This window comes from Prochlorococcus sp. MIT 1323 (genome assembly GCF_047304905.1).
Classification (GTDB): Bacteria; Cyanobacteriota; Cyanobacteriia; order PCC-6307; family Cyanobiaceae; genus Prochlorococcus; species Prochlorococcus marinus_D.
Map to the genome: position 1 here is coordinate 707,399 of NZ_CP138973.1, position 22,626 is coordinate 730,024.

17 protein-coding genes and 1 tRNA gene are annotated in these 22,626 nt (G+C 45.0%); 9 read left to right on the forward strand and 9 right to left on the reverse strand.

Going from position 1 to position 22,626, the window contains the following annotated elements; translation table 11 throughout:
- Nucleotides 1-180: 180 nt before the first annotated feature.
- Entirely contained in the window at nt 181-855 is a 675-nt protein-coding gene (locus tag SIB68_RS03320; protein ID WP_063400570.1) for a DUF3386 domain-containing protein, read from the reverse strand.
- Nucleotides 856-890: 35 nt separating this feature from the next.
- The gene (gene carB, locus SIB68_RS03325; RefSeq protein WP_063400571.1) at nt 891-4,199 is read right to left on the reverse strand and encodes a carbamoyl-phosphate synthase large subunit; all 3,309 of its coding nucleotides are present in this window, start codon (nt 4,197-4,199) and stop codon (nt 891-893) included.
- A 120-nt stretch (nt 4,200-4,319) separates the two neighbouring features.
- Between carB and SIB68_RS03330 the strand changes: the two genes are divergently transcribed.
- The 5 genes from SIB68_RS03330 (at nt 4,320) to SIB68_RS03350 (ending at nt 7,094) form a co-directional block, all read left to right on the forward strand.
- Nucleotides 4,320-4,955, forward strand: a complete 636-nt coding sequence (locus SIB68_RS03330) for a DUF3318 domain-containing protein (RefSeq protein WP_063400572.1) — start codon at nt 4,320-4,322, stop codon at nt 4,953-4,955.
- Nucleotides 4,948-5,316, forward strand: coding sequence for a ribosome silencing factor (rsfS, locus tag SIB68_RS03335; protein ID WP_041384343.1), 369 nt, complete (start codon nt 4,948-4,950; stop codon nt 5,314-5,316). The genes SIB68_RS03330 and rsfS overlap by 8 nt, the downstream gene beginning before the upstream one ends.
- 157 nt (nt 5,317-5,473) lie before the next feature.
- Nucleotides 5,474-6,451 (forward strand): asparaginase, encoded by a 978-nt coding sequence (locus SIB68_RS03340; protein WP_063400573.1) that lies wholly within the window; start codon nt 5,474-5,476, stop codon nt 6,449-6,451.
- 48 nt (nt 6,452-6,499) lie between these two features.
- Nucleotides 6,500-6,576 (forward strand) — tRNA-Met (locus tag SIB68_RS03345).
- 332 nt (nt 6,577-6,908) lie between these two features.
- Nucleotides 6,909-7,094 (forward strand): hypothetical protein, encoded by a 186-nt coding sequence (locus SIB68_RS03350; RefSeq protein WP_196757131.1) that lies wholly within the window; start codon nt 6,909-6,911, stop codon nt 7,092-7,094.
- Between the two features lie 92 nt (nt 7,095-7,186).
- On the opposite strand, the gene SIB68_RS03355 is transcribed toward SIB68_RS03350, so the two are convergent.
- The 4 genes from SIB68_RS03355 to SIB68_RS03370 all read right to left on the reverse strand — a co-directional run bounded on the left by SIB68_RS03355 (nt 7,187) and on the right by SIB68_RS03370 (nt 11,071).
- Entirely contained in the window at nt 7,187-7,624 is a 438-nt protein-coding gene (locus SIB68_RS03355) for a pyrimidine dimer DNA glycosylase/endonuclease V (RefSeq protein ID WP_063400575.1), read from the reverse strand.
- A 1,047-nt stretch (nt 7,625-8,671) separates the two neighbouring features.
- A complete protein-coding gene (locus SIB68_RS03360) occupies nt 8,672-9,322 on the reverse strand; it encodes a ParB-like protein (protein ID WP_063400578.1) in 651 nt (216 codons plus the stop codon).
- A 362-nt stretch (nt 9,323-9,684) separates the two neighbouring features.
- The gene (locus tag SIB68_RS03365; RefSeq protein WP_063400579.1) at nt 9,685-10,140 is read right to left on the reverse strand and encodes a hypothetical protein; all 456 of its coding nucleotides are present in this window, start codon (nt 10,138-10,140) and stop codon (nt 9,685-9,687) included.
- A 622-nt stretch (nt 10,141-10,762) separates the two neighbouring features.
- Complete coding sequence (locus SIB68_RS03370; RefSeq protein ID WP_236068992.1) at nt 10,763-11,071, reverse strand: histidine kinase; 309 nt, start codon at nt 11,069-11,071, stop codon at nt 10,763-10,765.
- 4,070 nt (nt 11,072-15,141) lie between these two features.
- On the opposite strand from SIB68_RS03370, the gene SIB68_RS03375 reads away from it, so the two are divergent.
- Entirely contained in the window at nt 15,142-15,474 is a 333-nt protein-coding gene (locus tag SIB68_RS03375) for a CopD family protein (protein ID WP_236068995.1), read from the forward strand.
- Nucleotides 15,475-17,432: 1,958 nt separating this feature from the next.
- Here the strand turns inward: SIB68_RS03375 and SIB68_RS03380 are convergent.
- Both SIB68_RS03380 and SIB68_RS03385 read right to left on the reverse strand, forming a co-directional pair.
- Entirely contained in the window at nt 17,433-18,128 is a 696-nt protein-coding gene (locus tag SIB68_RS03380) for a proton-conducting transporter membrane subunit (RefSeq protein ID WP_236068996.1), read from the reverse strand.
- A gap of 486 nt (nt 18,129-18,614) precedes the next feature.
- Nucleotides 18,615-18,833 carry a hypothetical protein gene (locus tag SIB68_RS03385; protein ID WP_155724951.1) on the reverse strand — a complete coding sequence of 73 codons (219 nt, stop codon included), beginning with the start codon at nt 18,831-18,833 and terminating at the stop codon, nt 18,615-18,617.
- A 234-nt stretch (nt 18,834-19,067) separates the two neighbouring features.
- On the opposite strand from SIB68_RS03385, the gene SIB68_RS03390 reads away from it, so the two are divergent.
- The 3 genes from SIB68_RS03390 (at nt 19,068) to SIB68_RS03400 (ending at nt 21,741) form a co-directional block, all read left to right on the forward strand.
- On the forward strand, nt 19,068-19,301 hold the full coding sequence (locus SIB68_RS03390; RefSeq protein WP_236068998.1) for a hypothetical protein: 234 nt from the start codon (nt 19,068-19,070) through the stop codon (nt 19,299-19,301).
- Between the two features lie 647 nt (nt 19,302-19,948).
- Nucleotides 19,949-20,104 (forward strand): hypothetical protein, encoded by a 156-nt coding sequence (locus tag SIB68_RS03395; protein ID WP_155724952.1) that lies wholly within the window; start codon nt 19,949-19,951, stop codon nt 20,102-20,104.
- Between the two features lie 539 nt (nt 20,105-20,643).
- Nucleotides 20,644-21,741, forward strand: a complete 1,098-nt coding sequence (locus SIB68_RS03400) for a metallophosphoesterase family protein (RefSeq protein WP_063400587.1) — start codon at nt 20,644-20,646, stop codon at nt 21,739-21,741.
- Between the two features lie 12 nt (nt 21,742-21,753).
- On the opposite strand, the gene SIB68_RS03405 is transcribed toward SIB68_RS03400, so the two are convergent.
- Nucleotides 21,754-22,152 (reverse strand): DUF2721 domain-containing protein, encoded by a 399-nt coding sequence (locus SIB68_RS03405; protein ID WP_063400721.1) that lies wholly within the window; start codon nt 22,150-22,152, stop codon nt 21,754-21,756.
- Nucleotides 22,153-22,626: the final 474 nt, after the last annotated feature.

Genomic DNA, 22,626 nt, shown 5'->3' on the forward strand with positions numbered 1-22,626 from the left:
AATTGGTCAACCACAGATGAAAGATTTGCTCGAGTAAACCAATTTTAATAACACCTAAAAACAGATAAACCTAAAAGAATTTATTGGCTTTTCCAATCAAATCAATGCTATCAGCACTGACAGTCAAGCAAAGGCTTCCTATCTTAATCTCGAGTATATTGACAACCATTATCACTTATTTTAAAGCTGCTCAAGCTCTACGAACTTAAATAACTGCCGTTCAGCAGCCATTCCAGCAAAAGCATCTTTTTTCACTAACCTTTCACTCAATACCCACAAGCCATCATCAGCCAAAGGCACAAAAGTATCAGTGAACTGACTTACCCCACTGGTAGGCTCATTTGTTTTTGGGTCGTGGTATTGACTGCTATAAGTATGACTTAGGTAGCCATAACCTGTATCCGTCGTACTTTTTGTAAAAATGGTCACCACTGTTCCGTGAATATGGCGATGAACCATCGTCACCACATCATTTTTGATGCGATAACGATCACCAAGATTTTTACCTCCAACGATCACTTCTAAGCCAACCTCATCATTGTCACCTGCGGTAAAAGTGTTTTCACCATGGGTCTTTTCAAAACTGCGTCGTACTCGATGTATGGCAACTTCCCATAGCTGGGAAGAGACAGCCTTAGCAATCAATTCATCTTCTATACCATCAATATGGGCCTTAAGATCCGCTCCCAACTCAAACTTCCCTTCCACGACGCGATCATCCTTGACCCAGAGACACCGACCCCGATAACCAGAAAAGACCGGATCCCAGGTGTAGCGATTCTCATAAGCCGCCTGAAATAGTTCTCGACAATCACTACCAGGAGCCAAAACAGTAGGGGAAGCGTTAGCGATCACAGCAAGAATTTCAGTTGAGCAAGCCTAATGGGAGATCAAACATGGATGTCTTGAAGGGCCGCTACGGATAATGACTGTTGCTGGAGTGCCGTGATTCCCTCGACAGCGGCTCGTGCTCCAGCAATCGTCGTAAGCGTAGGCACGGAGTAATCAAGAGCTGCTCGTCGCAAATATTTGTCGTCATGAGCGGCCTGACGACCAATAGGTGTGTTGATCACCAACTGAATCTGACCAGAGCGAATCAAATCTTCGATATTGGGACGTCCCTCATGAACCTTAAGTACTGGCTGAACGTTCAATCCAGCCCGATTAAGGGCTTGAGCAGTTCCGGAGGTGGCCGTGAGATCAAAGCCAAGTTCAATCAGCCTTTCAGCCACAAGTATTAGCGCTGGCTTATCCCGGTCATGAGTAGAGAGAAAGACAGTTCCACGAATAGGCAGGGAATCACCAGCTGCAATTTCAGACTTGGCAAACGCCATGCCAAAACTGGAAGCTGAACCCATCACTTCTCCAGTGGACCGCATCTCCGGGCCAAGCACCGAATCGGCCCCAGGGAAACGACGGAATGGCAATACGGCTTCCTTGACAGACTGAAGAGGCGGTTGAGGCTCATGCGTAAGTCCAACAGCCGCCAAGGCCTCTCCTGCCATGAGCCTAGTTGCGATCCTGGCCAGGGGTACTCCTGTGGCTTTAGCCACAAAAGGAACGGTACGAGAAGCACGAGGGTTGGCCTCGATGATGAACACTTGTTCATCACCCGATTCATCTCGCTGGACAGCGAACTGCAGATTGATCAACCCCTGAACTTTGAGCGCAAGGGCCAACGCTTCACTCCAGAGACGAATCGTGCGAAGGGCTTGCTCACCAAGAGAGATGGAGGGAAGGCAGCAAGCGGAATCACCAGAATGAATTCCAGCAGGCTCAATGTGTTCCATCAAACCGCCAATCACTACAACTCCATCAGAGTCACAGAGAGCATCAACATCAACTTCCACAGCATTTTCCAGATACTGATCGATGAGCACTGGATGATCGGGTTCGACCTGAACCGCTTCAGCCATATAGCGATTCAACTCTTGTTCATCAAACACCACCTCCATGGCTCGGCCTCCAAGCACATAAGAGGGACGAACAACAACGGGATAACCAATGCGAAGTGCTACGGCTCGGGCATCTTCTTCACTGCGAGCCAAGCCATTACGAGGCTGGCGAATTTGAAGCTGCCGCAGGATCGCCTCGAACTGTTCACGATCTTCAGCCCGATCAATTGATTCTGGTGATGTACCCCATATACGTGTGCCTGTTGACTGTCCAATCGAACTCTCTAGCCAACGAAGCAAGGGAATCGCCAACTTGAGTGGGGTCTGACCACCAAACTGAACGATGACACCATTAGGCCGTTCAGCCTCGATCACATTGAGTACATCCTCAAGAGTAAGAGGTTCGAAATAAAGTCTGTCACTGGTGTCATAGTCAGTGGAGACAGTTTCGGGATTACTGTTAACCATCACAGTGACAAATCCCTTGTCCTGCGCAGCAAATGAAGCATGGCAACAGCAATAGTCAAACTCAATTCCTTGGCCGATACGATTAGGACCGCCGCCAAGAATCATCACTTTTGCGCGGCTGTCTGTAACGACCTCACTTTCCGGCTCAAGTTTATACAATTGGTGATCAGAATCAAGACGGTACAGGGGTCGCTCATAAGTTGAATAATGATATGGAGTAGTAGATGAAAATTCGGCAGCGCAAGTATCGACTGTCTTAAAAACAGGTTTGATATTTAACAGTTCACGACGTGCACGTACAGCGAGCTCTTCAGAACCTGTCGCCCAAGCAATCTGACGATCGGAATAGCCAAGCTGCTTCAAGCAGAGTAGAGTCTCCTGATCCAATTCATCTAATGTGCGGCCATGCAGATGCGTTGTCTCAATATTGATCATGTGGCGTAATTTGGCTAAAAACCAAATATCAATTTTGCTCAAAGCGTAAATATCATGGTCACTGCGTCCGGTCAACATCGCTGTTCTCACTGCCATGATCCGCTCAGGAGAAGGCGTGCGCAACAAACGCTCAATTTCTGTAGGAGTAAATTCTGGCTCTTGACGATCACAACCCCAACCAGCCCGCCCAATTTCCAGAGAACGCATCGCTTTCTGAAAAGACTCTTCGAAACAGCGACCGATCGCCATTGCCTCTCCCACAGACTTCATTGCCGTAGAGAGAACAGCTGGGCTGCCCTTAAACTTCTCAAATGCAAATCGTGGAATCTTCGTGACGACATAATCAATTGTGGGTTCAAAACACGCTGGTGTCTTACCCGTGATGTCGTTGATAATTTCGTCAAGGGTATAACCAACAGCAAGACGAGCAGCAATCTTGGCAATTGGAAACCCCGTGGCCTTACTTGCCAGCGCTGATGATCGACTAACGCGCGGATTCATTTCAATAACAACCACCTCGCCATCATCTGGATTGATCGCGAACTGAATATTGCTACCCCCCGTAGCAACACCTATCTCACGAATAATGGCAATGGATTGATCTCTAAGCCTCTGATACTCACGATCGGTGAGAGTTTGCGCAGGAGCAACAGTAATGGAATCTCCTGTATGAACACCCATTGCATCGAGATTTTCAATGCTACAGACGATCACAACGTTATCCGCCAAATCACGCATCACCTCTAACTCGAACTCCTTCCAACCCAACAACGACTTTTCGATCAAGATCTGAGAAACCGGGCTGGCATCAAGACCGCTTTTGCAGATCGCTGCAAATTCTTCAGGGTTGTAAGCAATGCCACCACCACTGCCACCAAGAGTGAAGGCCGGTCGGATGATACGCGGAAAACTATTAATCACTTCACCAACCTCTTCTGCCTCCTTGAGGCTGGAAGCAATCCCTGAAGGACAAACGTTGACTCCTATACGCTCCATCGCCTGCTTAAACAGCTGGCGATCTTCGGCCTTTCGAATTGCAGCTAGATCTGCACCGATCAACTCAACGCCAAAACGTTCGAGTGTGTGGTTTTCAGCCAATGCCACCGCCAAATTAAGAGCCGTCTGGCCGCCCATGGTTGGCAGCAACGCATCAGGACGCTCTAACTCAATGACGCGAGTCACAACCTCGGGTGTGAGCGGCTCGATATAGGTGCGATCAGCCATCTCCGGATCCGTCATGATTGAGGCCGGATTGGAATTCACCAACACCACCTCAAAACCTTCATCCCGCAAGGCCTTGCATGCTTGAGTGCCGGAATAATCAAATTCACAGGCCTGGCCAATCACGATCGGACCTGACCCCAGCAGCAGGATGCGACGCAGATCAGACCTACGGGGCATGGAATTTCGGGTATTGGCCAAACGCGACTAGCTTCCCACGCAACGTCAGAGATAGCTCAGGAAAAACACCCAGGCGCCATGTAGTCGCTAGCTTTATGAGTAAGGAGAGAGATCAAGACCATGAGCGAACTCCAGCGCCTTAAGGGGCAGCTGCCGCCAGAGATGCAGAGCTGGGTGTTCGTGGAGGCGGCAGCAGCGGTAGATCCACCACTCATCACCCTCGAGGAAATCGGACGCGATGAGGTCGAGATCCAAATCGATCTCGAACAATGGGACAATTTCGCGCTCGACCATCGCAACTTGCTCTTTTGGCATGAAGTCGGTCGAGTCCAGAACGACACCATTCCTCGCGATGGCTGGGAAATGGCTGCTCTAGCCATCGGCCTGGGCGGTGCAATTGGTGAACTCTGGGTTCAAGACGGATTGTTGCTATTAATGGCCCTAGGTCTTTCGGGCTTCGCTGGATATCGGCTCTATTTAAAGAACAACTCTGAAAAGCGGCTTCAGGATGCAATCGCTGCCGATGAACGGGCTATCGATCTGGCTTGTCGTTTTAATTACAGCGTGCCGAATGCCTACAAGAGCCTCGGGGGAGCGCTAAAGGAGCTTGTGGAACAAACCCGCAAAAAGAAGAAGCGAAGCTTCTATGAAGATCGATTGGAAGCCCTTAGAAAAAGTGCTGGGAAAGCTCGAGCAGAGATGGCCGAACAGGAAGGATCTCGCCAATCCGTAAGCAGTGAGAACGTCTATGGATAGTGAACAGCTAGCAGAAATGGCCGCTGAAGCCTGCGACGATCGCAAAGCTACAGACATTCAACTGATCCGAATCGATGAGGTATCCAGCCTGGCGGACTGGATGGTGATTGCCGGAGGACTGTCTGAAGTCCAAGTACGAGCAATTGCTAAATCTGTAGAAGATCGCCTTGAGGTAGAAGCCGATCGATTGCCATTGCGAAGCGAAGGTCTTAATGAAGGGAAATGGGCTCTGCTCGATTACGGCGAATTAATCGTGCATGTTCTACAGCCAAGCGAACGAGGCTTTTACGACCTGGAAGCCTTCTGGAGTCATGGAAAGCATCACGGCTTCATGAGCTCGAACCTCTCTCAAGCATCCTGAGACTTAAAAACACCAATTTGAATTAGTAGCAATTAACACCAACTCGAAGTTCCATTGCTTGGTTATTTGGCACGAACCATGGACTTCATCACAAGCTTCATCATCCAAGGGGGCGAGTCTCTGCCAGGCTCTCTGAAGCCCAAAAGTCTGCTTGAGCATGAATCTTCCAACCTGGTTCGGAAGCTCCCAGCGTTCGAGCACAACGCCTCTTGAAGTAAGCCTTAAGCGTGGCTCCAGCGTGGAGTCGATCCATCGCGTGCATGCTGTGGTTTGCGATGGGCGAGGGCGCGTCCTGATGCGAGCGGGTTGTGCAGACTTTGAAACCTTCATCCGTTCAGCTCTAAAGCCCTTTCAAGCACTGCCATTTTTAAGTAGTGGTGCAGCAGAGCAAATGAACTGTGGGGAAAAAGGATTAGCAATCTGCTGTGGATCCCATTCAGGGACACCCGCCCATGCCCGCGAAGCCTTCAGGTTGCTTTGGAATGCCGAGCTAGACCCAAGCCTGCTGCAATGCCCGATTCCAACAGGAGGCACGAGCCCGCTAGAGCACAACTGCTCCGGGAAACATGCTGGCTTTCTTGCGACGAGCAAGAAAATGGGTTGGCCCCTTGATTCATACCTGCAAGGCAACCATCCTCTGCAAGTCGAAGTGAATCGACGCATAGCCGAACTACTTGGGCTACCGGCCGACGAGCTCGTAGCTGCCAGGGATGACTGTGGAGCGCCAACCCTTCGCCTACGGCTAGACCAAATCGCTCTGCTCTATGCCCATCTCGGAGCATCACGTCAGGCAGAAATGGAACAAGTGATTAGGGCAATGTTGGCCCATCCTGAACTAGTAGCAGGGGAAGGTCGATTTGACACTGAGCTTATGCAACGAGCTCACGGACAAATCGTGAGCAAGGGTGGAGCAGAAGGTGTCCAATGTCTAAGCCGCGTTGGTGAAGGGATGGGTGTGGCGATCAAAGTAGAAGACGGATCCAAACGAGCAAAACACGCTGTAGCGCTCCACTTACTTCGCCAACTTGATTGGCTCACCCCAACCGGACTCCAAGAATTAGAGGAACAGGTGCTGCTCATTGCTCCAGGTGTGCAGCTTGAAGTGGCCGGCGCTCTTCGATACCAGGAAACCTAAACAAAGACCAGGTTGGACAAGCCTCAAAAGGTATGCTTTGAGGGTCAACGCGGGGTAGAGCAGTCTGGTAGCTCGTCGGGCTCATAACCCGAAGGTCGGGAGTTCAAATCTCCCCCCCGCCACCAAATCAAACACCAGACAGGGCCTCAAAAAGGCCCTTTTTTATTGTCCTGGAGTAGAAAGTTCTAAAACTGACAGGATTCAGGAATATGTCGCTAATCGCACAGGATGCCGCCTAGTGATCCTGGTAGGTCTGGTGGTTGAACAATCAAGACCAAGCAAACCTCGGTACACTTAAGCGAGGACAGACAGCCATAAAAAGGTTCACTTACGACAACCTTTATGAGGGCCTCCAGAAATTTGCTACGAGCAACATCATTTCGTGATCGTTGTCACAACATAAGTCAAAAAAGTTTGGCTGAATAGGGGCAACCAAAGGAGAGTTATGAGCGTTGAGATGGGATCGGCGACCTGCCTGCATCTGATCGAATCAAAGAACCACATCGAAGCGGCAATGGTTGGTGTTGCTCACCTAGAAGACGCTGAGTCTCTAAGGCATCAATTACGTTGCATCCATCGCCAGCTGGAAGGCATGCATGAGATGGAAAGAATTCACGCTGCCACTAGGCTGCCTGTGGTTTAGGTGCTGAAGCCCAGACCCATACGCTGACACAACGCAGCACCCAGCATCGAGATCCGCAAATCAGCACCTATCTTCTAAAGCAAAAAGCCAGACTAAGACTTCTTCCCTGGTGAATCACCAGCTTGGTTTTTTGTCCAGCGATACCAAGTGGGCTTTTGATTGATTTTTTCTTTGATTCTTTTTCTTATTAGCTCAATGTCTTTTGCATTAGGCTCCCAGTCTTTATAAAATTCAGTTGGCCACTGTTCTTTTTTAAATTGTCGTTCTGGATCTGGACGCATGCCTCTACTTTTCATTTCATTTATGAGATCTAAATATCTTTTATGCAAATACTTACCTTTGTTATAGAAGAACTTAACATGTCCAATATTCAAGGTGAATTCTTTGGGTAGCTGTTCTTTGGTCCTCTGCCAGTTTTTCGACTTTATTGAGCGTTGGAGTGCGGAGCCAATCATAAAAATTTCTCTATATTCCGCAACTAAATGTTGATCAGACAATTCACTTGGCTTGACCAAGTTGATTCTTGTCATACAAAAGATCTTATTTATAAAACGTGTCAGTTATTCCAGCTCTCTGAAACTTTGGCCTTAGAAGCATCGATGCTTTTCTTGCTGGTGTTGTCTGTGGACTCAAACGTCTTCTCTGTTGAATCACCGTCATGCTTGTGAGAGTGATCTCCAGAACATCCCATCGCGTGAATGGGAGTGGACAGCAAAAGAGCTGCGAATACGATAGCTAGAGGAGGGATCATTCTTTTGATTGTCAGTACCCCTTTTCTACTAGATCAATGACCGAACTGACTAAGAGCGCACCAAGGGACTGTTGATTTCCATCGATCGACCATTGATCACTTCTATATGGCGATCCAATTAGCTGCGACGTAAAACGTCATTGAACTGAGGAGCCAAAAACCTTCAGGGTCAGATGGCCAGTGCGTCTGAACATCTTGTGCAGCACCCAGCAAGGAGAGCCATGGATCAGTACTTAGGTTCCAAAGCAAGAGCCACGAAATAGCTAAGGCGAGGAGAGGTGCCCCCCGGGCCAGATTGGGAAGGAGGATTTATCGTGGAAGTCAAGTAGTGATTGGCAGTTTAAAAGCTCTGTGACTGGAAGGGAAAACAGCCATATTTGGCAAACTCACAACTCGAAGGTCGGGAGTTCAAACCTCCACCCCGCTACCACCACTTAAAAGTCAGGGGAGGAGGTTGATGTTGACCTGCAAATGAGATCGGAAATTAAGAGGAGAGGACAAACTTGCTGGGTTTGCTGTATTTGCACCAACTTTTAGCATTAGTTGCAACACGGTCTTTATTTGCGCTGAAGCCTAAAAAGGGTCTCAAATGTTCCACGGTGTTGGAGTTCATCAGCGCACCCACTTGAAGTGGAGACCGCAGGCGAAACGGAAGGAAGCGATCACCGACAGGTTCGATCACTTCGGTTCAAAAGAATGGCCACTCGAAATGCCAGAAGGTCCTGATGGAGTTCAGGCAAACAGAAAAACTGAGCCACTCAAGAAGCTGATGGTCTAGTAGAGGACTTCCGTCTTCTGCATGACTTTCGTCTGATGAAAGGTGAAATCACCCAATCCAGCCATCCAGGTGGGAGGCAGCATTGGAACGCACCAAACTGCGAGCAGCCGGCAATGCCGGTTCAAGGCACTTACTAGAAAAAGGCGGTAACGCACGACTGCGCAGCCAGGTTCCCCAGCGGAATTCATGATATGGGATCAATGGTTCAGGGCGTATCAGCCCTTCACTTTTGAGCTTCCAAGCAAGGCTTCGGTAAGGGTCGTCCTCAAGCTTTAACAAGCTCTTAGGTAAACCCTGCGGCAAAAGGGGGCCATGGCCTCGTCCGTTGTAGAGATACAACCAACCACGCTCGGCCAAAAGCTGAAGGCTCTCTAAATCATCCTCGGTAGGACAATTTTCGATCAGATATCCAAAGGTGATGGCGTCTTGGTCAAGATCCAATAGTGCTCGTAGGCGGTGATGGCGATCAATCATCCACAGTGAACCTGAACCGTTACCTACAAGGGGAACGGGCTTACCCTTCAAATATTTTTTTTGATCATTAGGGCTTTTTCCACGGAAATCGAGCTGACGACTCTTCACTTCCGCTAAGCCCACGCACCACTGGGTAGGCTGGAGTTGAGCCACGGAAACCTCAAAAAGCTCAAAGCCTTCATCAGCACCGGGGATCCGCTTATAGCTGGGCAGATGAAAGGACAAACACCTATGGCAGGTGCCATCATCCTGACAAAGCCCCAAAAAATGCCTCTGGACTTACTCAGCTAGGCAGGCCAGAACCTCTCAGAGTGAGGTAAAGAAATGAAAGTGACATAAGCATCTTGTGTAGGCACAAATGATTAGAACCGGTTTGTGGAATGATGCTTTGTACGGATTCATTGCCAATCCACTGCTACCTGATCAATGCTTGTATTCGCCTCTAATCGTAGGAGTTTTATTTATTTTTAGCGTGGAATTGAGCGTGTACAATAGAGATACTGAACATTAATAATGGGTAAAAAGTTATTTCAGTTGAAAAAGCCACTATCCACAGAGAAGCCTAATTGTCAATTTTAAGATCAAGCCTAGAGCTCTAATGATTTTGCAAGAAGTCGAGCTTGTTTGACAAATTTAGCAATCTGGGTTGAATCAACTGCTACTCGCTGCCCATTACTGACTGCACGGTAATGATCGGCAACGGCCCAAGCAGTGGTGTGAAGATCAAGCTGGAAGCGTGGGATCAGATGCAAATGCAAATGATGAGCTCCTTCTCCAAAAGCAATGGCATAAACCCTGTCGCACTTGGTAAGCCGTTGTACAAGCCCACTACCAATTTGCATTGCCTTCCCCCAAGATGCTGCTTCATCGGGTTGGAAATCAATAGGTCCTGCCAAGTGACGACGTGAATCGAGCAGTAGCCAACCAAGCAATGGAGCTGGTGCTGGATGATGGCGAAAAACCCAATGAGTTGTGCGAACAATTTCATAGTTAAATTGATCACTAGCGCTGCGATGGTGTTCACAGACTCCACAATTTTGCATAAATAGAATCAAATACTATGTTTTAAATAAAACAAGTTCAAATCGAAGGCTGATGAGATCAAACAAAGCATGGTTACAGTTGTTTATGCACTAAAGAAATTCCCAGCAGAGTTAGACCGCTTGATAGTTCCTCAGCAATAGATCAGCACCATTGTGGATCACATCTACAACATAACCATTATGAACTGAACCATGGGCGTGATCACATCGGATGAGCTTAGTGCTGAAGGTAGGGAGGGAGAACTACCTGATCAAAGTCTGAGGGCATATGACTCTTGTCGACAGCGCTGAGATCAACGCAAACAAACAAGTCAGCAGAAAGCTGCCTTGCATCGATTAGGCCTGTGATTGGTCGCTAGATCAATGGGGTGAGAGCATGCTTCGCCAGTCGAAAGGAGATTTCTAAGGCAGTGAATTGGATTGGCAACATCGCAGGAGGATCTCGTCGCTGGCCAAAGATCGCTTAAACAACGTTATAGAGTTGATCTCAGCTGAACAAAGTTGTGCGGGGGGTGATGAAGTTAGAGCCCTGGATGAGCAGCGATTGCCCAAACCAAAGGAGCAGCACCGGCAACGATTGCGCTCAGAAGTTGGGCAATGATAACAACGACCTGCTTAGAACTCATAACAGAGGCCTGGGGGTTCTGGGCAAATCCGGTTCTCTGGGATCCGGGCACTCGCAGGTCTCGACTTCACCGCATCCAGAGCAATAAATCTCTGCGAAGATCTCCTCACTGTTGCTCGTTTCGATTTCTTCAATATTGGTGTTGCCTAAAGGTGGCGCAAAATCGAAGCCACTAAGCAACTCCCGAATAAGCAGACGAAGTTCTTCAGGGTCATCAGTAGTGTCAACCCGAGCCTTCGCTCCTTCTACTGCTAGAAGCCTCATTGCTGGAAGTTGCTCAGATCCTTCTGAAATTGGGATCCTCATTGCCTGAGGTTGAACTGGTAATCATTACTAGTGATACAGACCTGAACAAGAACTTGTGTGGACTGTGAGCATCTGAACACTAGACACACCCGTCTGAAGACTTGATTAAGCTAGATCGCGGAGATGGTCGCTATCAAGAAAAATTGGCTGAGCTACAATAAGAAGATCGTTAGAACATGCCTAGGAGAACAAAAAACTGAAATTTTAGATTCGCCTATATTAAATATAGGCAAAAAATTATAAGCATAAAAATTATATCCAATAGTTTAATTTCGCATTAGCGCAAACGCCTCAATAATGACTGAGGACCAATAAAAGATTACTAATTCAACAGAATCGTCAGTCACCAATGGATAAACCTTGCCGCCTAGAGGGAAAAGCAATTAGATGTCGAAGGATATTGTTGGTTTGGGCACACAAAATCAACAACTCAATGTGCTATGGAAAAGGGTTTGACAGTGTAGGCTATAATGCGTAGATACTGTAACAATTGCCCTCTCCATGAGGGGGGTTGCATTTATCCATGGAATGAATCATGACTGTAACCAAGTCCGGTCCAGCCAATAAAAACAGCATACGCAAAGTCCAGCTGATACCCAGAAGCTCGCATTCAGAGCAGGTGAGACTTGTGAATACAAGCCTTCCGGGCATAAAAGTAATCTCAAGGAAGGATCTATGGAACGACTTTAGGAATCGATTAAAAATAAACAATTATGAGATTGGATTACTGGCAAACGATCTAAATAAACTTGCTCAAATAATTCAACCAGTGATTATCAATGTCATTGATACTGTAGAGGGCGTTATTAGAAGTTTCAGGAAAGCGCTTCATATGGACTCAAATTAGCAAAAGATTTTCTTGTTACCAAGAACACAAGAGCTCTAATAGTTCAATATGCTGCATCATTTCATTAGCCAAATGGCAAATTTAATACTAACAACAGATTATCAACAAGGATTCCATTAAAGGAAATCAAATAGATAGAGTATGCTAATACGATAAATAGATTGATCCTAGTCTTTGTCACTGAAGTATAAAGGCAATATCCTCTATGATCCAGTAAAGTTAATCACATTAATCCATTTACAAGGCCAACTAAATTAATTCGTCTTGACCTCAAGTTAATTTTGAAAGGGGATTAAATCAGCAGAAGCAACAACCCTCTGGAACTAGAGTCTTCAGGAGGTGAGAAGGTGCAACCAACGGAAATCAAGTAATAGTCATCAGTAGATGCAGATTATACGATGAAAGAATATCGGGAGAAAAATCATTCATTTCTAATGCGAGTATGATCCTCCCAAAAACGTAAGCTTGTCAACTTCTAACCATTTCGAAGTTTTGCAGGCAAATTCATGACTGAAAACACATTTAAAGCAAATGCTAGAAGGATAACCATGGGTAAACTGGGAAACAAGAACGGATTGACAACATGAATAGGAAGAAACGAATGATGGATGTGCACATGAACTAGAAGCATAGGGATTATGCTAGTAAAGACTTATGAAAAAAAGAAAGGAAATAATATTATTAATCACACAAGCAATGTATCAGTCAAGATAGAAATAAACATGCAAATCGAGCAGAAATAAGGCCAGCTAACAGCACCGTTTAGCAGCACTAATCAGGTATAAAGCCAAGACAGCAAGTATTCGCTGGACAATACGATATAATAATAGGAATTTGAATTTAATGATGGGTAAGACCAAGCAACATAAAAAACTCGTAAGGTTGGCTGAAAAAGCCGAGCTATGCGCGACACGAGAAGAAGCTCAAAAGCTCATACGCAAAGCTGAAAAGGCGCACGCAAAGCTGGAATCTTAGAAGCTGTTTGCTCTTGAGCTCTAGCAGAGTTGCCAGTATTAAGGCAAATATCTCTAGTTAACAACCTGAAGTTAAATTGATTACCTGAGACTACGTAACGAAGCAATTTGATACCGGCGACAAAGAGTTCTCGACTAGGAAATTAATTTGAGAATGAAGCACAAGCAAACCATTGCTCTGCTGAGACCATAAAATCAAGTTGCTTCAGGGTATCGGTCGGTGAATGGGTAGGTTAATCCTGGCATCGGTCTCAAGTATGACTCTGGGGAATGTCTTTTCAAGGTACATTTTCAAAACTATCGCGTCTGGGGGGATAAGTGCTATCACTAGCCTTGAATGTTGCTAGATATAGCAAAGAAACTATCAATGAAATTGCTGCAGCTGTTGCAATGAAATAAGCGAGCATCTGCATCAGATCAACGAATCTAGGTACAGGGACGCTACATCCAAGCAACCGCAAGAATCTTCATTCCGTTGTCTTTCTCATTGATATTAGGCATTTGATCCTCCAAAAGTAGAAATCAAACCAAAGTGATTATCTACGAGAGGCCACGAATGGCGCGAAAAGCAGCAAAGGGCAACTCGTAACAATATATACACAGTAAAACATTAGAGCATGGGCTCATCTTTCCGAAAACAATTAGGGAAATGAAAGTCGAGTAACCAGAATGAGATGTAAAAGCAGAAAATAGAGAACGTTATCTACAAATCAAAAAGAAAGGTTAGATTAGCTCCTTGTAAAGAGCTTATAGAATAGGAAAATATCTTAACTACAACCTTACAAGCAGTATCATAGACCTAAATGTTCAGTTTTGCACGAAAGTATCTCATTAATGAGCAGCTCAGTTCTTATAGACAACAGATACTGTCTTAGCAGTAGCATGTATTGCTTGTATTAAATCACAAGAAGAGTTTATACCATACAACTGAGAGAAAGTGAATTAACAACAATAATGGTAAATCATTAAACTGTAGAAAAGCCAAAACAACTCAATTGTAAGATAAATAAACCCATTTGACTGTTTTTTGGAGAAAACAGTTAAGGCCTATTCTTCTTGTAAAGCAAAGCATAACTTATAGATAAATTTGATTGCTTACAAGGGATTTGTTCGCAAATTATCTGCAATCCATTAGAATACCATGCAATTGAGCTAACAGCGAAAATATTCTGCACATCTCGAGATTTTTAAAAGATTAATATTATTTTTCAGGACCATTTATATGCACTAAAAGATTATTTCAGCAATATCCAGGAAAAACTAAAGAGCTACAACAATATCGTCTACACTAGTGACAGAGGCTAACCCCATCGGCTCAAAACAATCCAAGCTTAACAAGCATACATCCAAGCACCCAGAATTTCTAGCTCAATCCAATGACAACTATTCACATTCTCGACAATTTAGAGCCTTTTCTTAACTCTGTTGGGCGTATCTACGAGGTAGGCGGCGGGATTATTACTGTTTTAGCGATCCTTTGGATACTAAACTTCGTTGCAGGGCTAATCCGTAACACCTATTCCGCTGGCTACTCATTGGGTAAATTTTACAGAGGATATATCCATCGCTATTTAAAGACTATCGTTGTCGCACTTCTATCTCTAATAACGAAGAAAGTTTCCAATTCATCTGATTCTACAAAAGAAACCATCAAGGCTTAGTTTTGAATCAAGAAGAACGATAGGAAGCTAAGTGATTTGGCAATAGATTCAGCAAGAACAGGAAGGAAGCAGAGTAATTCACTGGCCATTAGTGATAATGTTAAGTCAGCAATATCAAAAAGATAATTCAACAAAATCACCAAGAAATGGAAAATGCTAATAAACAAGGCCTTTGCGGTAGTCTATTGGTGGACTAAAATAAATAAAACTAATGCAAAAAAATAGTGACTTTAAGAAGGCTAGAATAAATCGCTTGAGGATGCTTCATCTAAATGCAATGGCTATCGCCAAGAATAATCTATTAATTATAAAATCATTGACTCGAAGAACTGGAAGCCTATTATAATCAAAGAGTATCCAGATATAGAAGAATAAAAAAAACGAAAAAATATTGGATCTAAAGTAGACATTTGCTTTAATCCCTGCAAGAATGATTGGTATTCAAGCCATTTTTGTTGGTTAGACACTCGGGCATCAATGTTGTTCTCAGTCTTGGTCATACTCCACATCCTTGCAGCTACGGTTTGGACTGGAGGACAGTTGCTTTTAAATCTAAGGGTCCTGCCAGATGCTCTCAAAGAAAAAAGTGTGTCTCAGGTGCGCTCATTTGAAAAGATGTTCGAGCCTTTAAGGGTGACATCACTAGCAATTCAAGTCATTAGTGGTCTCTGGTTAACATGGATCTATCTACCAGGAGGCCGAGGACTTTTTACATTTCAGACACCAATTACATCCCTATTAACAACAAAGTTGATCTTGTTGGCGATCGCTTTTGCATTGGCTCTGCATGCACAAATAAGACTCATTCCTAATCTCAGCGACGACAATCTTATTGAATTATCTTGGCATATTCGTAGCATTACAACAGTATCGATTGCCTTTGTGATTGTCGGTGCAGGTATCAGATTAGGAGGATTCTGAGTTAACTTGAATCCTAAATAGTTTCGTATAACATTTCTATTGGTTGGATATCTAATCAGACATTAAGCCTAGATAGTGAGCTGGCTGTGTGAAGGGATAAGCGATTAGATATCCTACCTTCTGTTACAAGATCCTGTTTAGCTCTGTAAAGGCATGTGTTGATAGAATAGACACAACCATTTGTCATGACCAAATTGTACTGAATAAGTACCATTCCTTTCCAGCTCAAACATTCACTGTCGCCCATGAATCTATTGACATTCTTGAGAATCTATTACTAACCCAACAACTACAAAGTTAAAGCCAATTACCTTGTCCCTCCAGATGACTCAACAATTGCTAGATATGGAGCTTGCTGAGCTTTTCCCGTGGACAATTCATACCCGCTGGCTAGAAGGTCCTCCATGTATGTGTGAAGAGTGTCTGCGCGCTCGCCGTCAAGCACGTCATAGTGAATTTGGATGGGTTCGTCAACACCAGCTATTCGACCGGTAGGCAAGGATTAGACTAAGAGCATGAATCAATATTAATACTTATTCATGCTATGTATTTAGGCCCGCATTGATTGTTTGATTACACACTAAAAAAGAACCACTCCGCAGCCATTGATATTGCCCAAACTTGGTTATGGATATTTTCAACAATAATGTTTTTGCGCTTATGTCTAATGAAGAGAAAGAAGTAGATTGAGAGTTCCAATCAATCAAAAATGTCTTGAGATAATGTCAAGGATTTAATTATTTAAGGCATTAATTATTGATTCCTATTATTCATTCTAATAATATAGATCGAACCGAAGGCTAAGTATGTATGGTTTTTACGCCTCGGCCAAGGCAAGTCAAACAAGTGTGATATGTAACAGGCGAAGACTTCAAATAGCCAACACCACCACAACGTATACAAACAGATGAACTCTTAATATGTGAAGCTTTGAGAAAGCGAGGGTCTGTCATGTGGGAGGATTTGAGTGTTGTCTTCATTGTTCTTACGATGAAACAGGTGTGCAAGCACCTTGACATTGACTTGCTCACCATCACAGGCCAAACCCCTCTACACAAGCCCCAATCGGAATAATCTTCACCAATAGACTTGTATAAAACCTCAGCAGAGAAGAGTCATTATTGCCTTAGGCCTTAGGCAATATCCTTTTTTTATTCGGTGCAAATAGTGATAACTTCGACTAATGTCAATATATTGGTGCTATGCATATAAAGCAAAAACCAGTAAACGCCATTAAGCTTATACCTCAGATCCCATTACTATTGCCAAAAATCAACGACATGAAACTCCCGGCAAAAACTGCCCTAACAGCTGGAATTGCAACAGCTGTCATCATGATTCTTCCTTACATTATAAATCTGATGTTTACAGTGCTTCCTGGGTTCCTAGGAGCACTTACCAGCATTTTAACGCCTATTTTCACAGCAGCGGGGCTGGCCTGGTTGATCACCTACATCTGGACAAAGCGGTAAAAGAATATATCTCTAGGCAAGAATGATTTCAAACAGTAATAAAATTGCAATAATGGTTTATTGGTTCATGAAATAGTTGCTCAGTATATATACTGGGTTTGCTTGCAAAAGCACGGCAGGCTCACTTGATAAAGCACTGGTTTTGACAATACTCACACAATTAGCGTTACAGTCTCAGGTATGAATAGTGCTGGCGAAGCATCTCCACGGCCCCTATCGATCAAATCAAATAAGTAAACTCAGCTAAACACTAGCTAATATGCAAAGTAGAAATGTGCGTAGTATTAAAACCAAGATTCGCAAATAGATGCACTATTCTAAGCCATAATAACCTTAAGGTTATTAGCATGCAATTGCATTCGATAAAAGCATCGAGATTGCAACGTCTAATTCTCTCTAAGCTCTATCTTAAAGACTTGATCATCTTTCTTACGGATAACCTTAATCACTATCAATACTCTCTCCCTGCAAAATAAATATAATGACTCAAACAAATAAATTGGCCAAAAACGTTCCAGGCAAGGCCCTAGCCCCAGCCGCCAAAACTGGTTCAAGCCTGGCAACGACAAAAACACCTGCAGCAACTAAGGTTGTTGCATGAATGAGGGCCGAGGCAGGAACGGGTGTTTTCAACACATCAGGCCGCCAGATATACAATGGAAACACTATTAGTTTTGCAATTGGTCCCATAATCATAAGGAAGCAAAGGAGAAGAGTCGTTGGATTTGAAAGCTTACCGCTGATAATCGCTTCCTCGAGAAGGGGGCCAGTTTCATCAAATCCAAAACTTCTGGTCACCCAGAACAAACCAAGACTACCAAGTAGAAATCCAACGTCACCAACACGGTCTACCAGGAAAATCTTTTGGGTTGTTTTGGAAGAGCCATTGGTGTCGTACCAAAAACCAACTAGAAGGTATGAAGAGATCCCAACCAGCATCCAAAAGACAAACATCTCTAATAGGTTTGGACTTAGGGCTAGACCTAATAAGGCACTAGTAAAAAAGCCTAGATAAGTAAAAAAACTCACATAGTTTTTTTTGCCCACCATATAAATATGTGCGGACAACATCAACAACATTCCTGCAGTGCTAATCAGCGCAAGCATCTCGGCACCAATGCCATCTACAACAAAACCAATCTGTAAATTGAGATAAGTTAAGCCTGGCAAGTCGAAGATCACCTTAATGGCAGCAGTTCCAGCCCTTTGTTCCGCCAGAAGGGCGTAACTGAGTACAGCTGCTGCACCAACACAGCTAACTAACAGGAATGAAACCGGCTTACTCAACCGGTTCATGGTGAGATTGAAACTGATCAACAAAAATCCTACAAAGCATGCACCTGCCAAAGGCAGCACTGGAATTAACCAAGCGAGTTCTGAAGGTAAAGCCATTAGGCGAATTTAGTGAAGTTAGAAGTTGCAAGTTCCTTTGTCAGGTCGTCAAGTCCAACCAAGCAAATTAGGCCGAAGACACCAAACATGGAAATTGGAGAATTTCATCCATCACTAATAGGACGAGTTTCCCTGTTGGTAGCAAAGCCTGAGCAAGCCGCCAAATAGATCCTTAGCATTTGGACATGAGGCCAAGACGATGAAAAGGCACGTCGACTGCATAAGGATTCAGTCAAGCCTGAAGGGAATCATCCGAATATCCAACAAAATTCTGAATCAGAGTGAGTTAATCCAATCCAAAATACCCATCAAAAGCTGGTGAAACGAGGGCACCGTGCGATCCAGTATCAAGATCAGTACCACTAAAGCATTCAAAGCAAATACTGAGACAGAAACGGCTATGCCAAGCTTTTTCTCGCGTGGAGAGATCCGATCGTTGGCTTCTGAATTGTCCTTTGGCGTTGCATCCACCGCAATACTCAGATAATCTTTCAATGTCGATGCTAAAGCAGGGAACAGAAGTCGGCGGATAAATGTAGAGGCTATTCATCCTTTCTCTGTAGTCTTGAAATGGAAGGCCTATTAGCCAAAAATCAAACCATATCAGCAAGCTGCCATAACAAGAAACAATTCAGAGCCCCTTGGGCAGCCGTTATCGGTGCAAAGAAAGCGGCATGAGATGGCAGGATGAGAACAGGCGTAACTTTGCCGGCAATGATGATCAACAGAATGCGCGAAGCCATCGTGGATCAACTTCGTTCTTGCAGTACACCTGAGCAGCTTCTAGCGCTAGATGAGCAAATAAGAGTCGAGACCGATGCAGGCCCGCTTTATCGCCTGATCTGCAACTTCCTGCGAGATCGCACGGTTGCTCCCGTCGAAGCAGCAAGATGGCTTGACACCTTGATGGACCATCGAGAGAAGCAACTGGACGACTGTCTCAACCTCCACTGTCAGCTTTAAGAACAGGAAGGAACACTCTGCAGCAGTTCTTTAGCGGATAAAGCCAACAGCAGAGCACCGTGCTGGTGCCCCCCAGCAAAACGGTTTCAATGCAAAGGATTTAACGCATAGAGGTTCTCGAATGAAGATTGCCGACTGCAATAGACGACTTCACTCTCCTAAAACCCGTTGAAATCGACGACGAGTCGCTCAACGAAAGAGACGGCTAGAGCGACCCAAGTCCAGAACAGCCCTCAAGCTGGGTATATTTACTCAACAATCAAAGCAGAGACGCCAAAAGCGCTGGAAGCAGCTTCAAGCAAATCATTCCTAGTCAAGATTGGGGCTTAGGTCGCAATAATCGCTATGGATAGGCCAATTTGATCTGATTTTTGGTGCTCTTGCTCTCCATATCGCTAGCGCACACAAAAGCCCTTATCCCTTACGCGATTAAAAGCGTTGAATCGCCATGTGATCAACAACCCTATGCAAAGAAAACAACAAGAAGCTGTTCAGACTTCAGGGCCAGACCATTGACTGCCACTGGCAGAAGGCTTAAGGAGAGACAGCATTGTCCCAGGCAAGACCACGATATTAATATTTACTTAAGATGCATTTGCGCAAATAAGTATAGGCTTAGGAGCCATAGCTTCCCAAAAATCCTTTCTATGCGCCAATCTTTTGCTGGTACGACTGGTGCAGTACAGCCTTTGGCCACACCACGTATCCAATCAATCCGTGAAAAGATCAGCATACAGGAACTGGAGCTACGACTTACAAGACTTGGTTTAGCAACAACGACCCATACTCCAAACCCTAGCTAGCAACAAAGATATCATCGAAATTTAGAAAAGAAAGACAAAAGATTAAAAGTTGATCACCCTAAAATGGATCTGCAGAGAATTACAATCTGCACAAGTCCAACAAAAAAGTTCTAAATTGCCAGCCACTCCACAGACCTGGCAATAGTCTTTATCCTTCACTAAACAGTTTTTAAGAAAGACTCGATTGACTAGAAAGCCTCCAAAAAACAGGCTCCAACAGTACGATAAATAACGAATCAAGTGACTATGCAAATACGAGCAATACATTCATATGATTGGAGCAAGAGTGGAAATTAGGCACCGATAAGAGCTTCAATAACAACAAATTCACCTCTAAGTCGAGCAAAGAAATCGTTGAAATATTATATTTATCTGTAGAGAAATCGCTTACACCTCTACACTAACTCGCCGATCGTGCTCGATAGCGGGGCAATGTGGAGCAAAAGAGTTAACTAGAGAGAGAAGCGAAGGTTGAACGGCAAATACAAGTTTGCGCTATCAAGCCAGAATGACCAAACAACGGCCTGATCCTCAACGCTATGTCCCTTAACCGCCGAGACTTCCTAAGCCTTAGCGGAGCAGGAATGGCCAGCTTGTTTCTTCATAGGGCCCTTGCCGCAAACCTGGTCAGTGCTCCGTCAAAGTCTCTCTTGTCTGAGCTGCCAAGGGGAGATCAGCGAATCGCACTGATCAGCGACCTCAACTCAAGTTACGGATCAACCAGCTATGTGTCTCAAGTTCATCGTGGCCTAGAGCTTTTAATCAAACTGCAACCCGATCTTGTCCTTTGCGCAGGCGATATGGTTGCGGGACAGAAGCTCGGGCTCACTTCAAACCAGCTCGATGCAATGTGGTCTGCCTTTGATGAGCAGATACTGCAGCCCCTAAGAACTGTAGAAGAGCCTTTCGCTCCAACCATGGGCAACCATGATGCATCAAACAGCCGCACACATTCGCGATATGTGTTTGAGCTCGATCGTCTGCATGCTCAAAAGTTCTGGCGTGCTCGCCAAGGATCACTTGGACTCACATTTGTTGATGCCCATCAATTCCCTTTCCGATACAGCATTCGTCATGGAGAAATCTTCTTGCTAGTTGTTGATGCCTCTTCGGCCAACATCTCAGCAGGTGACTGGGCCTGGGCCGAGAGCCAGCTAGATGGATCAGAAGCTCGCCAGGCAAAGTTGCGAATGATGATGGGCCATCTGCCGCCTTATGCGATTTCAAAGGGACGCGATCGTGCAGGCGAAGTGCTACACGAACCAGAACGTCTGCAGAAACTGCTTCAGCGCAAAAATGTACATCTATACATTAGTGGCCACCATCACGCCTGGTATCCGAGCCATGTGGGTTCCGCCAATCTGCTTAGTCTCGGTTGTATGGGTAGTGGACCCCGTCAAAGACTCAACGACAGAACCCCCCCACAACAGACAATCACCTTGCTCGACCTTTTCAGTCAACAGGGCGAACTTGTAGAGACCACTATTGAACTCGATGGCCTGCAAGTCTTACCAGAACAACGACTGCCCAGTTCATTGCAACCAAGCGTTGGCCCAAGGCTTGACCTGCGCCCAACCAGAATCAATCTCAGCAACAAATCAACTGCAAACAAAACAAAGCTTTCGGTGAAACCTTAATTAGGAAAAGGGTTAAAACCATCGTCTAACCTGAGCAGTGGCCAACTGCACCTCGCGTTGAAAAAGAAGGGCCGCTGACATTAGGCATACCATCGCCATAACAAACAAAGGGACCACAAGTAAGGCAAGATCAAGTTGAGTGACCACACTGATAAAGACAACAGCTACAACCAGTGCCACCAATAGAATCGTGACGGTGAGAAGTTCAATCGCTTTCATCACCAACGCCATGCGCCTCTTCAATGCTTGTAACTCTGTTTTGCACTCACGCTCTGATGAGACAGGTGTATCCCGGCTATGGGTCAAAGCTTGAAGCTCACGAGAACGATCAATTATGCGAACCAATCGGCTATTGAGAACTACCAGCAAGCCTCCAATACCTGCGAGCAAGAAAACTGGCGCAACAGACATCTGGATGGCCCTCGAAAGGTTTTCAGCGGGTTGATGACCCAATTGGGCAACTAGATCAACAAGCCACGAGACATAAATCATGAGCAAACGTATCGAGCAGTCAAGACAAGCTACCAAGACCCAATCGAAAAGATATGGTGGCCTAATAAACACGAGATAAACGTATAAAACGACCTCACTTACTGCAAAGACTTGTCAATAGCTACTTACAGATTTAAGCAAAGAGATTCGGGAACATTGTCAAAGTGATTCTGTAACTGGAGATGTTGATACCTGTATGAACAGGCTTAAAGGGTAGATTGGTTCCAATGCAGAGAGATAGGTAAAAGTGAATTTAGTCGATCAATTCAAATATTATATAAACTGGCTTCAAAACCACAGCAATGATAGGGAGTAAAGTTATCATTTGCCAGCAAAAAAGAGTCAGTCAAAATAACAACCTCTTAAACCAAAAAAGAAAAATAGGGATGGATA

Bases quoted from the DNA above. Each gene is read 5' to 3' on its own strand.
- carB (WP_063400571.1), bottom strand. From the start codon at position 4,199: ATGCCCCGTAGGTCTGATCTGCGTCGCATCCTGCTGCTGGGGTCAGGT.
- SIB68_RS03370 (WP_236068992.1), bottom strand. From the start codon at position 11,071: ATGAGGATCCCAATTTCAGAAGGATCTGAGCAACTTCCAGCAATGAGG.
- SIB68_RS03350 (WP_196757131.1), top strand. From the start codon at position 6,909: ATGGGATCGGCGACCTGCCTGCATCTGATCGAATCAAAGAACCACATC.
- SIB68_RS03395 (WP_155724952.1), top strand. From the start codon at position 19,949: ATGCGCCAATCTTTTGCTGGTACGACTGGTGCAGTACAGCCTTTGGCC.
- SIB68_RS03365 (WP_063400579.1), bottom strand. From the start codon at position 10,140: ATGCAAAATTGTGGAGTCTGTGAACACCATCGCAGCGCTAGTGATCAA.
- SIB68_RS03355 (WP_063400575.1), bottom strand. From the start codon at position 7,624: ATGACAAGAATCAACTTGGTCAAGCCAAGTGAATTGTCTGATCAACAT.
- SIB68_RS03400 (WP_063400587.1), top strand. From the start codon at position 20,644: ATGTCCCTTAACCGCCGAGACTTCCTAAGCCTTAGCGGAGCAGGAATG.
- rsfS (WP_041384343.1), top strand. From the start codon at position 4,948: ATGGATAGTGAACAGCTAGCAGAAATGGCCGCTGAAGCCTGCGACGAT.
- SIB68_RS03330 (WP_063400572.1), top strand. From the start codon at position 4,320: ATGAGCGAACTCCAGCGCCTTAAGGGGCAGCTGCCGCCAGAGATGCAG.
- SIB68_RS03405 (WP_063400721.1), bottom strand. From the start codon at position 22,152: ATGTCTGTTGCGCCAGTTTTCTTGCTCGCAGGTATTGGAGGCTTGCTG.
- SIB68_RS03340 (WP_063400573.1), top strand. From the start codon at position 5,474: ATGAATCTTCCAACCTGGTTCGGAAGCTCCCAGCGTTCGAGCACAACG.
- SIB68_RS03390 (WP_236068998.1), top strand. From the start codon at position 19,068: ATGCGCGAAGCCATCGTGGATCAACTTCGTTCTTGCAGTACACCTGAG.